We start from the raw sequence: 13,433 nt of genomic DNA on the forward strand, positions 1-13,433 counted from the left end.
GCTTCGTCAGGATGAACTCGGTTACGCCGGGCGGGTAGTTGTCGACCCGCCCGGACTCCTCGTACCCGTGTCTCCGGTAGAAACCGGGGGCCTGGAAGTCCCAGGTCTCCAGCCGGGAGGCGGTGCAGGCCCGTTCCGTGCGGGCCACCCGTTCGGCCTCGGCGAGCAGCCGTGAACCGAGGCCGATGCCGCGGTGGGTGGCCTCGACCCAGAGCAGCTCCACATGGAGCCAGTACGCCCAGGTCCGCCCGGTCAGACCGCCGACGATCCCGCCCCGCTCGTCCAGTACCCATACCTCCAGGGGGACTTCGTGCTCGGCGGAGGTGGAGAGCAGTGCGCGCAGTTCCGGTGAGTCGGCTCTGTTGTCGTCCCGCAGACGCCCGCTCAGCAGAATGCGACGTTCTCTGTCTACTTCTGTCTCAAGACGGAACATGCAGCACACCCTAAACACCGTGGGCAACCAGTTCCGCGAATTACCTTCCCCCGTCGGCCCCCGCCCGTACGCTGATGCCCAGCACCGGTGGGGGCCGGTGTCGATTCAGGGGGCGAGACAGTCGGGTACGACGCCCGGGTGGGGTGGCAGCCGGCACACGGCGGCGGCCGTGGGGCTGTGGACCACCACCTCGATGATCCGGGTGTCGTACCCGTACCGGCCCGTCCCGGCCGAAGGGGATGTCTGTGGCGCGAATCCGGGTTCTCGTGGTCGACGATCACCGTATCTTCGCCGAGTCGCTCGCCGCCGCGCTCGCGGCCGAACCGGACGTCGATGTGGCGGCGGCCGGCAGCGGTCCGGCAGCGCTGCGCTGCCTGGACCGCGCGGCGGCCGAGGGGCACTGTTACGACGTGATGCTGATCGATGCCGAGCTGGGCATCCTGGCCACGGACGGAGCCCGTCCCGTCCCCGTACCGCAGCACGGGGAGAACGGCCCGGTCGACGGCATCTCGCTGGTCGCCGGGGTCCGTGCGGGCCGCCCGTCGGTCCGTACGGTGGTGCTCGCCGAGCGGGACGACCCCCGCCGGGCGGCGCGGGCGCTCCAGGCCGGGGCCTCGGGCTGGGTGGCCAAGGACTGCTCGCTGCAACGGCTGCTCGCGGTGATACGGGGCGTGCTGCGCGACGAGACGCATCTGCCGCCCGCCCTGCTGACCGGTGTCCTGCGGGAGCTGACCGCGGCGCGCAAGCACCGTACCGAGAGCGAACGGCTGGTGGAGTCGCTGACCCCGCGCGAGCGTGAGGTGCTGCGCTGCATGGTGGCGGGGCTGGGCCGCAAGGCGGTCGCCGAGCGGCTGTTCCTGTCCCCGCACACGGTGCGTACCCATATGCAGAACGTGCTGGGGAAGCTGGGCGTGCACTCGACGCTCGCCGCCGTGGCGCTGGCCAGACGGGCCGGGGTGGGCCCCGCCGAGCTGTCCGGGAACGTCGCCGAACTGACCGGGGGGCCTGTCGTCCTAGCCCGGGATGTTGTCGAACGGGGCGGTCAACTGGCGTAGCAGTCCGGCCAGTTCGCCCCGCTGGTGGCGGGAGAGCTCGCCGAGGATGGCGCGCTCCTGGGCGAGCAGTCCGGCCAGTGACTGGTCGGCCTTGTCGCGGCCCTCGGCGGTCAGCCGGACGAGCACGCCGCGGCGGTCGCTCGGGTCGGGCAGCCGCTCGACGAGGTTCTTCTTGGTCAGCCGGTCGATGCGGTTGGTCATCGTGCCCGAGGTGACCAGGGTCTGGGTCAGCAGTTGGCCGGGGGAGAGCTGATACGGGTCGCCCGCGCGGCGCAGCGACGTGAGGACGTCGAACTCCCACGGCTCCAGGTGGTGCTCGGAGAAGGCGATCCGGCGGGCCCGGTCGAGGTGGCGGGCCAGACGGGAGACGCGGCTGAGGACCTCGAGCGGTTCCACGTCGAGGTCGGGGCGCTCTCGGCGCCATGCAGCGACCAGACGGTCGACCTCGTCCTCCATGTCGATCAGTGTAGAGGGTCTGTCGACATGAAGTCTCTTGAATTCAAGTGTCTTGACATCAAGATACTTGCGTGCCGATCCTGTTCCCATGACCGAACCCCTCCCCGAACCCCTCCCCGAACCGATCTCCGCACCGATCTCCGCACCGACCCCCGGCCCCGTCCCCACACCCTCGCCCACCTGGGACCCGCAGCAGTACCTGCGCCACGCGGACCATCGCACCCGCCCGTTCCGCGACCTCCTGGCCCGTGTCGGCGACCTGCCCGGCCACCCCGCGCCCCGTATCGCCGACCTCGGCTGCGGCGCGGGCAACGTCACCGCGCTCCTCGCCGACCGCTGGCCGCGGGCCCGCGTCACGGGCTACGACAACTCCCCGCAGATGCTGGGACAGGCCGCCGCCCACGCCCGCCCCCTCCTCGACTTCACCCGGGCCGACGCCGCGACGTGGACCCCCACCGAGACGTACGGCCTGATCGTCTCCAACGCCCTGCTCCAGTGGCTCCCCGGCCACGTGGACCGCTTCCCGGTCTGGCTGGACGCCCTCGCCCCCGGCGGCACGTTCGCCTTCCAGGTCCCCGGCAACTTCACCGCCCCCAGCCACACCCTGCTCGCCGCCCTCCGCGAATCCGACCGCTGGCGCCCCCTGCTGCACGGGGTGGGCGACCGCACGGCCGCGGTCCTCCCGCCCGCCGACTACCTCGCCCGGCTCCAGGACCTGGGCTGCGAGGCGGACGTCTGGGAGACCACCTACCTCCAGACCCTGCCCGGCGACGACCCGGTCCTGGACTGGGTCAAGGGCACCGCCCTGCGCCCGGTCCTGACCGCCCTCGCCGACGACAGGGAAGCCCACGACGCGTTCCTCGCCGAATACCGCGACCTGCTCCGCACCGCGTACCCGCCGGGCCCGCACGGCACGGTGTTCCCGTTCCGCCGCGTCTTCGCGGTGGCGCGGAAGGGAGGCCGGCGACCCGCGGCCGGCCGATGCGCGGGCGTCAGAGCCGATTCAGCGCGTCCAGCGTGATCTCGATGTCGATGGGGAACGGGACGCCGGGCTTGAGGCGGTCGTGGTGGATCCCGGTCAGCGCATACGCCTTCGTCACCGGGTCCAGCTCGTAGACCCGCACGACCGGGTGCCGGTCGGTCCCGGCCGTCTCGACCAGCCAGAAATTCGGGATGCCTGCCGCGGCGTACTTCTGCGGCTTCGCCTCACGGTCGCGCGCCTCGGAGTCGGGGGAGACCACTTCGACGGCCAGGAGGACGTCGGCGGCGTTGTAGGAGGTCTGCTCCAGGCTCCCGGTTTCGGCCTCGGCGCGAATGATGGAGATGTCGGGCTCGGGGCCGTTGCGACGGTCGAGGACAACGGTCATCTCCCGGACGGCTTTCACCTCACGGGGAGCGCCGGCCCGCAGGCCGTACATCAGCAGGTCGATCGTGCGGCTGTGAAAAATCCGCTGTGGACTCGCAAAGACCAGGCTCCCGTCGAGCAATTCCGTGTGCGGCGGGAGATCGGGCAGCGTGAACAGATCGTCCACGGTGTAGCCGCCCTGGGGCGGCACCGGCCAGCGGGAACTGTGCGCGGCGGTCGACTCGGCGGTCATGATTCCTCCCATGGACGGGATTCTTGGCCCTGTTGACCACAGTAGGGGTGGGTTTCCCAGGTCGTCACCGCAACGGGTGACGCGTCGGCTCAGTTCTTCCGGTGGCCTATCAGTCGGGGTTTCGACTCCAGGTTCTCCAGGCCGTGCCAGGCCAGGTTCACCAGATGGGCGGCGACCTCCGCCTTCTTCGGCTTGCGGACGTCCAGCCACCACTGGCCGGTCAGCGCGACCATGCCCACCAGCGCCTGCGCGTACAGCGGGGCCAGCTTCGGTTCGAAGCCGCGGGCCTTGAACTCCAGGCCCAGGATGTCCTCGACCTGGGTGGCGATATCGCTGATCAGGGACGCGAACGTGCCCGTCGACTGGGCGACGGGCGAATCGCGGACCAGGATGCGGAAGCCATCGGTGTACGTCTCGATGTAGTCGAGCAGCGCGAACGCCGCCTGCTCCAGCAGCTCGCGCGGATGACCCGCGGTGAGGGCGCCCGTCACCATGTCCAGCAGCTGGCGCATCTCACGGTCGACCACGACGGCGTACAGCCCCTCCTTGCCGCCGAAGTGCTCGTAGACGACGGGCTTGGAGACCCCGGCGCGGGCCGCGATCTCCTCCACCGAGGTGCCTTCGAAACCCTTGTCGGCGAACAGGGCGCGTCCGATGTCCAGCAGCTGTTCGCGCCGCTCCTTGCCGGTCATCCGGACCCGTCGGGTCCGGCGCGTGGGGGAGGGTCTGCTCTTCTCGCCGCTTGTGCTTCCGTCGGTCGCCACGTCGTCAATCATGCCGCGTCGGCCGGTACGCGCTTGCGCCGGGAGGCGATACGGGCCGCGTCCGGCCACCGCACGTCGTACGCCCAGCCCAGCTTCTCGAACCAACGGATCAGCCGGGCACTGGAATCGACCTGGCCCCGCAGCACTCCGTGCCGGGCGCTCGTCGGGTCCGCGTGGTGCAGGTTGTGCCAGGACTCGCCGCAGGACAGGACCGCCAGCCACCACACGTTCCCGGACCTGTCACGGGACTTGAAGGGGCGCTTGCCGACCGCGTGGCAGATCGAGTTGATCGACCAGGTGACGTGATGCAGCAGCGCCACCCGTACCAGGGAACCCCAGAAGAACGCGGTCGCCGCGCCCCACCAGGACATCGTCACCAGACCGCCGACCAGCGGCGGGATCGCCAGCGAGACGAGGGTGAAGGTGAGGAAGTGCCGGGAGATCGCGACCAGGGCCGGGTCCCTGACCAGGTCCGGGGCGTACTTCTCCTGCGATGTCCGCTCCTCGTCGAACATCCAGCCGATGTGGGCCCACCACAGGCCCTTCATCAGGGCCGGCAGGCTCTCGCCGAACCGCCACGGCGAGTGCGGATCGCCCTCCGCGTCGGAGAACCGGTGATGCTTGCGGTGGTCGGCCACCCAGCGCACGAGTGGTCCCTCCACGGCCATCGACCCGGCGACGGCGATCGCGAGGCGCAGTGGACGCTTCGCCTTGAAGGCGCCGTGCGTGAAGTAGCGGTGGAAGCCGATCGTGATCCCGTGGCAGCCGAGGTAGTACATCGCCACCAGCAGACCCAGATCGAGCCAGCTGACACCGCGCCCCCAGGCCAGCGGCACCGCCGCGACCAGGGCCAGGAACGGCACCACGATGAACAGCAGCAGGGCGATCTGCTCGACCGAACGCTTCTTGTCGCCGCCGAGCGTGGCGGGAGGGAGTGCGCGGCCCTCCGCGGCCGGCTGGGGATCGTCGATCACATCGGGGCTGGTCGGCATGGGGAATCCTCTGTGGGGTGAGGAGATATACGACGGATGGCCCTGGCTACGCTTCCGTAACCTACGGCTTGGTAAGTATGGCAGTGACCGGGCCCACAACACGAGAGGCCGGTCCAGCCCGTCCCGTGCGGTACCCCGTACGCACACCGGGTAGGGGACCGGTGCCGACGGCATCGCCCGCACCCCTCGGGGCAGCGGAGACGCCGCCTGCGACGACACCTATCCTGGAAGGGTCGGACAGCGCGGTCCGCACCCGCTCGACGGGGCGTGGCGACAGCACCGCTGGCGCCGAAGGGCCCCGGATCCCGTGCTCAACCACTGCAAGGAGCCGCACACTGTGAGCAGTGCCGACCAGACCCCTGCCGCCAGCCCCGAGCTGCGGGCGGACATCCGACGCCTCGGCGACCTGCTGGGCGAGACCCTCGTACGTCAGGAAGGCCAGGAGCTCCTCGACCTCGTCGAGCGGGTTCGCGCCCTGACCCGTACCGACGGCGAGGCCGCGGCCGAACTTCTCGGCGACACGGACCTGGAGACCGCCGCACAGCTCGTGCGCGCCTTCTCCACCTACTTCCACCTCGCCAATGTCACCGAGCAGGTCCACCGCGCCCACGAGATGCGCGACCGGCGCGCCGCGGAGGGCGGGCTCCTCGCCCGCACCGCCGACCGGCTGAAGGACGCGGACCCCGAGCACCTGCGCGCGACGGTCAAGAACCTCAACGTCCGTCCCGTCTTCACCGCACACCCCACCGAAGCCGCCCGGCGCTCCGTGCTCAACAAGCTCCGCCGTATCGCCGAGCTCCTCGAAACCCCCGTCATCGAGGCCGACCGGCGCCGCCACGACCTCCGGCTCGCCGAGAACATCGACCTCATCTGGCAGACCGACGAGCTGCGCGTCGTCCGGCCCGAGCCCGCCGACGAGGCCCGCAACGCCATCTACTACCTCGACGAGCTCCACGCCAACGCCGTCGGTGACGTCCTGGAGGACCTCGCCGCCGAACTGGAACGCGTCGGCGTCGAACTGCCCGCGGGCACCCGCCCCCTCACCTTCGGCACCTGGATCGGCGGCGACCGCGACGGCAACCCCAATGTGACGCCCGCCGTCACCTGGGAAGTCCTGATCCTCCAGCACGAGCACGGCATCACCGACGCCCTGGAACTGATCGACTACCTGCGCGGACTCCTGTCGAACTCCATCCGCTACACCGGCGCCACCGACGAGCTGCTGACCTCACTCCAGAGCGACCTGGAACGCCTCCCCGAGATCAGCCCCCGCTACAAGCGGCTGAACGCCGAGGAGCCCTACCGCCTCAAGGCCACCTGCATCCGGCAGAAGCTCGTCAACACCCGCGAGCGCCTGGCCTCCGGCACGCCCCACCGCCCCGGCTGCGACTACCTCGGCACCGCCGAACTCATCGCCGACCTCGCACTCATCCAGACCTCGCTGCGCGAGCACCGAGGCGGTCTCTTCGCCGACGGCCGGATGGACCGCACCATCCGTACGCTGTCCGCGTTCGGGCTCCAGCTGGCCACCATGGACGTACGCGAGCACGCCGACGCGCACCACCACACGCTCGGCCAGCTCTTCGACCGGCTCGGCGAGGAGTCCTGGCGCTACGCCGACATGCCGCGCGACTACCGGCAGAAGCTCCTCGCCAAGGAGCTCCGCTCCCGCCGTCCGCTCGCCCCGACCCCGGCCCCGCTGGACGCCGCCGGTGAGAAGACCCTCGGCGTCTTCCACACCATCAAGGAAGCGTTCGAGCGCTTCGGCCCCGAGGTCATCGAGTCCTACATCATCTCGATGTGCCAGGGCGCCGACGACGTCTTCGCCGCCGCCGTCCTCGCCCGCGAGGCGGGTCTCCTCGACCTGCACGGCGGCTGGGCCAAGATCGGCATCGTGCCGCTCCTGGAGACCACCGACGAGCTCCGCGCCGCCGACGTCATCCTCGACGAGATGCTCGCCGACCCGTCCTACCGCCGTCTCGTCTCCCTGCGCGGCGACGTGCAGGAGGTCATGCTCGGGTACAGCGACTCCTCCAAGTTCGGCGGCATCACCACCTCCCAGTGGGAGATCCACCGCGCCCAGCGCCGGCTGCGCGACGTCGCCCACCGCTACGGCGTACGCCTGCGTCTCTTCCACGGCCGCGGCGGCACCGTCGGCCGCGGTGGCGGCCCCTCGCACGACGCGATCCTCGCGCAGCCGTGGGGCACGCTGGAGGGCGAGATCAAGGTGACCGAGCAGGGCGAGGTCATCTCCGACAAGTACCTCATCCCCGCGCTCGCCCGGGAGAACCTGGAACTGACGGTGGCCGCCACCCTCCAGGCATCCGCGCTGCACACCGCACCGCGTCAGTCCGACGAGGCACTCGCCCGCTGGGACGCCGCGATGGACACCGTCTCCAACGCCGCGCACGACGCGTACCGCAAGCTGGTCGAGGACCCCGACCTGCCCGCGTACTTCTTCGCGTCCACCCCCGTGGACCAGCTCGCCGAACTCCACCTCGGCTCCCGCCCCTCCCGCCGCCCCGACTCGGGCGCCGGTCTGGACGGACTCCGGGCCATCCCGTGGGTCTTCGGCTGGACCCAGTCCCGTCAGATCGTGCCCGGCTGGTACGGCGTGGGCTCGGGCCTCAAGGCGCTGCGCGAGGCCGGACTCGACACGGTCCTGGACGAAATGCACGAGCGCTGGCACTTCTTCCAGAACTTCCTGTCCAACGTCGAGATGACGCTGGCCAAGACCGACCTGCGCATCGCCCGCCACTACGTCGACACGCTCGTCCCCGACGAGCTCAAGCACGTCTTCGCGGACATCGAGGCCGAGCACGCGCTCACCGTGAGCGAGGTCCTCAAGGTCACCGGAGGCACCGAACTGCTCGGCACCAGCCCGGTGCTCCAGCAGACCTTCGCCATCCGCGACGCCTACCTGGACCCGATCTCCTACCTCCAGGTCTCGCTGCTGGCCCGCCAGCGGCAGGCCGCCGAGCGCGGCGAGGAGGCCGACCCGCTGCTCGCGAGGGCCCTGCTGCTCACCGTGAACGGTGTCGCCGCGGGTCTGCGCAACACCGGCTGATCAGGCCGGCGGACGCCGGCGGGTGCGGTCCTGTCAGAGCGCGACGAACGTCGCGACCAGCAGGACCGTGCCCGCCAGTCCGCAACCCCACGCGGTCCGGGTCAGCCGCATCCCGCCGCCGACGATCAGGGCGGCCAGCAGCAGCGAACCGCCCAGCGGCATCCAGGCGTGCAGGAAACCCGGTGTACCGGCGCGCACGGCGTCATCGGTACCGGGCTTCACGACCACGGGGAACCGGTCCCCCTTCTTCGCCGCGACGGACTTCTCCACGGTCAGCCGCGTACGGTCCGGCGACTTCGCGTCCGGTTCGTAGGGACCCGTGCACACCTCCTCACCGCACCCGGTGACCGTCATCGTGCCGTGCTCGCGGCCCTTGCTCAGGACGACGTGATGCGCGGTGTTCCAGGACGACCACGCGCCCGCGACCAGCAACAACAGGGCAACGAGACCCATGGCGGCCACCCGGCCGATGAGCAACGTGCGGTGGGAAGAGCTCCGCTTCATGGGGGCAGATCCTTGGCCAGACCCGTACCCCGGGTCAACCTGTGGCCGAAAACCGCCGTACAGCCATCGGAGAATCGGTGGGGGACCGGCGGGGAAACAGCGGGAATGTCAGGAGTTGTACGCGCTCTGCGCCCGCTCCAGCCCCTCCGCCAGCAGGCACTCCACCGAGTCCGCCGCCCGGTCCACCAGGAACGCCAGCTCCTTGCGCTCCGTGGACGAGAAGTCCTTCAGTACGAAGTCCGCCACCTGCATCCGGCCCGGCGGCCGGCCGATCCCGAACCGCACCCGGTGGTAGTCCGGGCCCATCGACTTGGTCATCGACTTCAGCCCGTTGTGCCCGTTGTCGCCGCCGCCGAGCTTCAGCCGCAGCGCGCCGTAGTCGATGTCCAGCTCGTCGTGGACGGCCACGATGTGGTCCGTGGGCACCTTGTAGAAGTCGCGCAGCGCCGTCACCGGCCCGCCGGACAGATTCATGTACGACATCGGCTTCGCCAGGATCACCCGGCGGTTCTCCGGTCCCGGCGGGCCGATCCGGCCCTCCACGACCTGGGCCTGCGCCTTCTGGGCCCGCTTGAACTTCCCGCCGATCCGCTCCGCCAGCAGGTCGGCGACCAGGAAGCCGACGTTGTGCCGGTTCGCCGCGTACTCCGGACCGGGATTGCCCAGGCCCACGATGAGCCAGGGGTCGGTGGCGTCGGACATCGCGCGGGTTCTCCTCGGGTACGGAAGGGCGGGTACGGAAGGACGGGTACAGGCGGACGGGGCGGCGGAAACCCGGAAGGGTTCCGCCGCCCCGTCAGTCAAGCAGGTGGAGCAGCACGCGGCGAGGCTCAGGCCTCGGTGGTCGCGGCGTCGGCGTCGGCGGTCGGCTCCTCGGCCTGCGCGGCGACGATCTGGAGCACGACGGCGTCCTCGTCACCGGCCAGCACGGAGCCGGCGGGCAGCGGGATGTCCTTGGCCAGGATCGAGTCACCGGCGTCCAGACCCGCGATGGAAACCGTGACGGACTCGGGGATGTGGGTGGCCTCGGCCTCGACGAGCAGGGTGTTCTGCACGTACTCCAGCAGGTTGCCGCCCGGGGCCAGCTCGCCGTCGACGTGCACGGCGATCTCGACGTTGACCTTCTCGCCGCGCTTGACGGTCAGCAGGTCGACGTGCTCGATGTTGCCCTTGAGGGCGTTGCGCTGCACGGCCTTCGGGATGACCAGGGCGTCCTTGCCGTCGATCTCCAGACCGATCAGGACGTTGGCGGTGCGGAGCGCGAGCTGAAGCTCGTGGGCCGGCAGGTTGATGTGGACCGACTCGGCGCCGTGGCCGTAGATGACGGCGGGAACCAGGTTGGCACGACGGGTGCGGCGGGCGGCGCCCTTGCCGAACTCGGTACGGACCTGAGCGGCGAGCTTGATCTCAGCCATGGTTGCACTCCTCGTAAGTGACGAAACTCGAATGGTCACCCGGCCCACGACAGGCCTGCTACGAAGAGCGCGTCGATAACGGACCGCCGTACCGAAAGGTACGGCCTCCCTCGCCGAGCAACTCGCTGAGTCTACCCGGCGGGGAGGCCGCACCCCAAAGTGGATCTACCGCACCCTTACGGGCACGGCCTGAGCAGGGATTACTCCTGCTCCTCGAAGAGGCTCGTCACCGAACCGTCCTCGAAGACCTCGCGTACCGCGCGCGCGATCGTCGGCGCGATCGAGAGCACCGTGATCTTGTCGAGCTCCAGCTCGCCCGGCGTCGGCAGCGAGTCCGTGAACACGAATTCGCTGACCTTGGAGTTCTTCAGGCGGTCCGCGGCCGGGCCGGACAGCACGCCGTGGGTCGCCGTCACTATGACGTCCTCGGCTCCGTGTGCGAACAGGGCGTCGGCGGCGGCGCAGATCGTGCCACCGGTGTCGATCATGTCGTCGACCAGGACACAGACCCGGCCCTCGACGTTGCCGACGACCTCGTGGACGCTGACCTGGTTGGGCACGTCCTTGTCGCGGCGCTTGTGGACGATCGCCAGCGGGGCGTCCAGCCGGTCGCACCAGCGGTCGGCGACGCGCACGCGTCCGGCGTCCGGGGAGACGATCGTCAGCTTCGAGCGGTCGACCTTCGCACCGACGTAGTCGGCCAGGATCGGCAGCGCGAACAGGTGGTCCACCGGGCCGTCGAAGAAGCCCTGGATCTGGTCGGTGTGGAGATCGACGGTGAGGATGCGGTCGGCACCCGCCGTCTTCATCAGGTCCGCGATCAGACGGGCCGAGATCGGCTCACGGCCGCGGTGCTTCTTGTCCTGACGGGCGTACCCGTAGAACGGCACGATCACGGTGATGGAACGGGCCGAAGCGCGCTTCAGCGCGTCCAGCATGATCAGCTGCTCCATGATCCACTTATTGATCGGAGCCGTGTGGCTCTGGATCAGGAAGCAGTCGGCGCCGCGGGCGGACTCCTGGAAACGCACGTAGATCTCACCGTTGGCGAAATCGAAGGCCTTCGTCGGCACGAGACCGACACCCAGCTGGTGTGCGACCTCCTCGGCCAGCTCGGGGTGGGCGCGGCCGGAGAAGAGCATCAGTTTCTTCTCGCCGGTCGTCTTGATCCCGGTCACAGCACAGTCTCCTCAGACGTGTATCTGGCGCTGCACGCATAGGTCCCGATGTGCAACGAGCCAGCCGAAATGGGTGAGCATCTATCACGGTACGCCGTGTCGGGCGCGCCTGTTTCCGGTCAGCTTTCGCCGTCGGTCTCCCCGGACGCGGCCTGGGCCGCCTGTGCGGCGGCGCTTCCCGGACGCTTCCGGGCCACCCAACCCTCGATATTCCGCTGCTGGCCCCGCGCGACGGCCAGCGAACCGGCGGGCACGTCCTTGGTGATGACCGACCCGGCGGCGGTGTAGGCACCGTCCCCCACCGTGACGGGCGCCACAAACATATTGTCCGACCCGGTCCGGCAGTGGGAGCCGATCGTCGTGTGGTGCTTCGCCACCCCGTCGTAGTTCACGAACACGCTGGCCGCGCCGATGTTGGTGTGGTCACCGATCGTCGCGTCGCCCACGTAGCTCAGGTGCGGGACCTTCGTGCCCTCGCCGATCGTGGCGTTCTTCAGCTCCACGTACGCACCGGCCTTGGACTTCGCGCCGAGCCGCGTACCGGGCCGCAGATACGCGTACGGGCCCACCGACGCCCCGGGCCCGACCTCGGCCGAGTCCGCGACCGTGTTGTCCACGCGCGCGCCCGCGTGGACGACCGTGTCCTTCAGCCGGGTGTTCGGGCCGACTTCGGCGTCCTCGGCCAGGTGGGTCGCCCCCAGCAGCTGGGTGCCGGGGTGCACGATCGCGTCCGGTTCGAAGGTGACCGTGGCGTCGATCAGCGTCGACGCCGGATCGATGACCGTCACGCCCGCCAGCATCGCCCGCTCCAGCAGCCGCTCGTTGAGCAGGGTGCGGGCCTGGGCGAGCTGTAGCCGGTTGTTGATGCCGAGGATCTCGCGGTGGTCGGCGGTGACGCAGGCGCCGACGCGGTGCCCGGACTCGCGCAGGATGGACAGGACGTCGGTGAGGTACTCCTCGCCCTGGCTGTTGTCCGTACGGACCTTGCCGAGCGCGTCCGTGAGCAGTCGGCCGTCGAAGGCGAACACTCCGGAGTTGATCTCCGCGATCGCGCGCTGCGCCTCGGTGGCGTCCTTGTGCTCGACGATCGCGGTGACCGCGCCGTCGGCCGGGTCGCGGACGATGCGGCCGTAGCCGGTGGAGTCCGGGACCTCGGCGGTCAGCACGGTGACGGCGTTGGCGTCGGCGGCGTGGGTGGCGGCGAGCGCGGTGAGCGTCGCGCCGGTGAGCAGCGGGGTGTCGCCGCAGACGACGATCACGGTGCCCTCGACGACACCGCCGAGCTCCTGGAGCCCCATGCGCACGGCGTGGCCGGTGCCGTTCCGCTCGGCCTGGAAGGCGGTCCGTACGGGGGTGTCACCGGCGGAGAGGTGCGCGGTGACCTGTTCACCGGCGTGGCCGACGACCACGACGAGGTGCTGGGGTTCCAGTTCGCGGGAGGCGGTGACGACATGTCCGACGAGCGAGCGCCCGGAGATCTCGTGCAGGACCTTGGGGGTCTTCGACTTCATGCGGGTGCCTTCACCCGCTGCGAGGACGACGACGGCTGCCGGGCTGTTGGCGCTCACGGATGTGCCCTTCGGCTTCGGGTGGTGGACATCCGCAGGATACCGGGGGTGTTTCCGCACGAAACGAGCGCGGGCCCCGACCGGTGAGGTCGGGGCCCGTGAGCGGGTGCTCCCCCATCAGGATTTGAACCTGAACAGACGGTACCAAAAACCGCAGTGCTGCCTGATTACACCATGGGGGATCAATCCCGGCTAAACCGGACAATAAGTCGGCCCGCCGGATCGGCACCCAACACTATGCCGTACCAAGCGCCTTCTACGCGACGACAGCTCTCGTCGGCTCTCGTCGCTCTTGGTCACGAAGGCGACAAGGGCGACAACCCGGCCACTGGAGCCGTCGCCGGTGTTCTTGCTCGCACTCGGCGCGGTGGCGCCCCGGTCACTCCAAAATGAGGTGCGCGCG

The 13,433-nt window shown here is 70.0% G+C and carries 13 protein-coding genes and 1 tRNA gene; 3 read left to right on the forward strand and 11 right to left on the reverse strand.

The window, feature by feature from the left end; all coding sequences use genetic code 11:
- Nucleotides 1-433: GNAT family N-acetyltransferase (locus tag A6A29_RS33170; RefSeq protein ID WP_073725922.1), on the reverse strand; the 433-nt coding region annotated here is incomplete at its 3' end.
- A gap of 245 nt (nucleotides 434-678) precedes the next feature.
- Between A6A29_RS33170 and A6A29_RS33175 the strand changes: the two genes are divergently transcribed.
- Nucleotides 679-1,488, forward strand: coding sequence for a LuxR C-terminal-related transcriptional regulator (locus A6A29_RS33175; protein ID WP_073725924.1), 810 nt, complete (start codon nucleotides 679-681; stop codon nucleotides 1,486-1,488).
- Here the strand turns inward: A6A29_RS33175 and A6A29_RS33180 are convergent.
- Nucleotides 1,447-1,944, reverse strand: coding sequence for a MarR family winged helix-turn-helix transcriptional regulator (locus A6A29_RS33180; protein WP_073725926.1), 498 nt, complete (start codon nucleotides 1,942-1,944; stop codon nucleotides 1,447-1,449). The genes A6A29_RS33175 and A6A29_RS33180 overlap by 42 nt on opposite strands.
- Before the next feature lie 88 nt (nucleotides 1,945-2,032).
- Here A6A29_RS33180 and A6A29_RS33185 point away from each other — a divergent pair, with 88 nt between their 5' ends.
- Nucleotides 2,033-2,965, forward strand: a complete 933-nt coding sequence (locus A6A29_RS33185; protein ID WP_079183128.1) for a trans-aconitate 2-methyltransferase — start codon at nucleotides 2,033-2,035, stop codon at nucleotides 2,963-2,965.
- Here the strand turns inward: A6A29_RS33185 and A6A29_RS33190 are convergent.
- The 3 genes from A6A29_RS33190 to A6A29_RS33200 form a co-directional block, all read right to left on the reverse strand.
- Nucleotides 2,937-3,542, reverse strand: a complete 606-nt coding sequence (locus tag A6A29_RS33190; RefSeq protein ID WP_073725928.1) for a Uma2 family endonuclease — start codon at nucleotides 3,540-3,542, stop codon at nucleotides 2,937-2,939. The genes A6A29_RS33185 and A6A29_RS33190 overlap by 29 nt on opposite strands.
- An 89-nt stretch (nucleotides 3,543-3,631) precedes the next feature.
- On the reverse strand, nucleotides 3,632-4,318 hold the full coding sequence (locus A6A29_RS33195) for a TetR/AcrR family transcriptional regulator (protein ID WP_073725930.1): 687 nt from the start codon (nucleotides 4,316-4,318) through the stop codon (nucleotides 3,632-3,634).
- Nucleotides 4,315-5,298, reverse strand: a complete 984-nt coding sequence (locus A6A29_RS33200) for an acyl-CoA desaturase (RefSeq protein ID WP_073725932.1) — start codon at nucleotides 5,296-5,298, stop codon at nucleotides 4,315-4,317. The genes A6A29_RS33195 and A6A29_RS33200 overlap by 4 nt, the downstream gene beginning before the upstream one ends.
- Nucleotides 5,299-5,635: 337 nt before the next feature.
- Here A6A29_RS33200 and ppc point away from each other — a divergent pair, with 337 nt between their 5' ends.
- Nucleotides 5,636-8,365: a phosphoenolpyruvate carboxylase gene (gene ppc / locus A6A29_RS33205; RefSeq protein WP_073725934.1), complete on the forward strand. Its 2,730-nt coding sequence runs from the start codon at nucleotides 5,636-5,638 to the stop codon at nucleotides 8,363-8,365.
- Between the two features lie 33 nt (nucleotides 8,366-8,398).
- Here ppc and A6A29_RS33210 read toward each other — a convergent pair whose 3' ends face one another.
- The 6 genes from A6A29_RS33210 to A6A29_RS45530 form a co-directional block, all read right to left on the reverse strand.
- Nucleotides 8,399-8,869 carry a hypothetical protein gene (locus A6A29_RS33210; protein WP_073725936.1) on the reverse strand — a complete coding sequence of 157 codons (471 nt, stop codon included), beginning with the start codon at nucleotides 8,867-8,869 and terminating at the stop codon, nucleotides 8,399-8,401.
- 108 nt (nucleotides 8,870-8,977) lie between these two features.
- Nucleotides 8,978-9,571 (reverse strand): aminoacyl-tRNA hydrolase, encoded by a 594-nt coding sequence (pth, locus tag A6A29_RS33215; protein WP_073725938.1) that lies wholly within the window; start codon nucleotides 9,569-9,571, stop codon nucleotides 8,978-8,980.
- 128 nt (nucleotides 9,572-9,699) lie between these two features.
- Nucleotides 9,700-10,284: a 50S ribosomal protein L25/general stress protein Ctc gene (locus A6A29_RS33220; protein WP_073725940.1), complete on the reverse strand. Its 585-nt coding sequence runs from the start codon at nucleotides 10,282-10,284 to the stop codon at nucleotides 9,700-9,702.
- A gap of 200 nt (nucleotides 10,285-10,484) precedes the next feature.
- The gene (locus A6A29_RS33225; RefSeq protein ID WP_073725942.1) at nucleotides 10,485-11,462 is read right to left on the reverse strand and encodes a ribose-phosphate diphosphokinase; all 978 of its coding nucleotides are present in this window, start codon (nucleotides 11,460-11,462) and stop codon (nucleotides 10,485-10,487) included.
- Between the two features lie 119 nt (nucleotides 11,463-11,581).
- The gene (gene glmU, locus A6A29_RS33230; RefSeq protein WP_073725944.1) at nucleotides 11,582-13,030 is read right to left on the reverse strand and encodes a bifunctional UDP-N-acetylglucosamine diphosphorylase/glucosamine-1-phosphate N-acetyltransferase GlmU; all 1,449 of its coding nucleotides are present in this window, start codon (nucleotides 13,028-13,030) and stop codon (nucleotides 11,582-11,584) included.
- 109 nt (nucleotides 13,031-13,139) lie between these two features.
- Nucleotides 13,140-13,212, reverse strand: a tRNA-Gln gene (locus A6A29_RS45530).
- Nucleotides 13,213-13,433 lie beyond the last annotated feature (221 nt).

It is taken from the genome of Streptomyces sp. TSRI0281 (assembly GCF_001905125.1).
Lineage (GTDB): Bacteria > Actinomycetota > Actinomycetes > Streptomycetales > Streptomycetaceae > Streptomyces.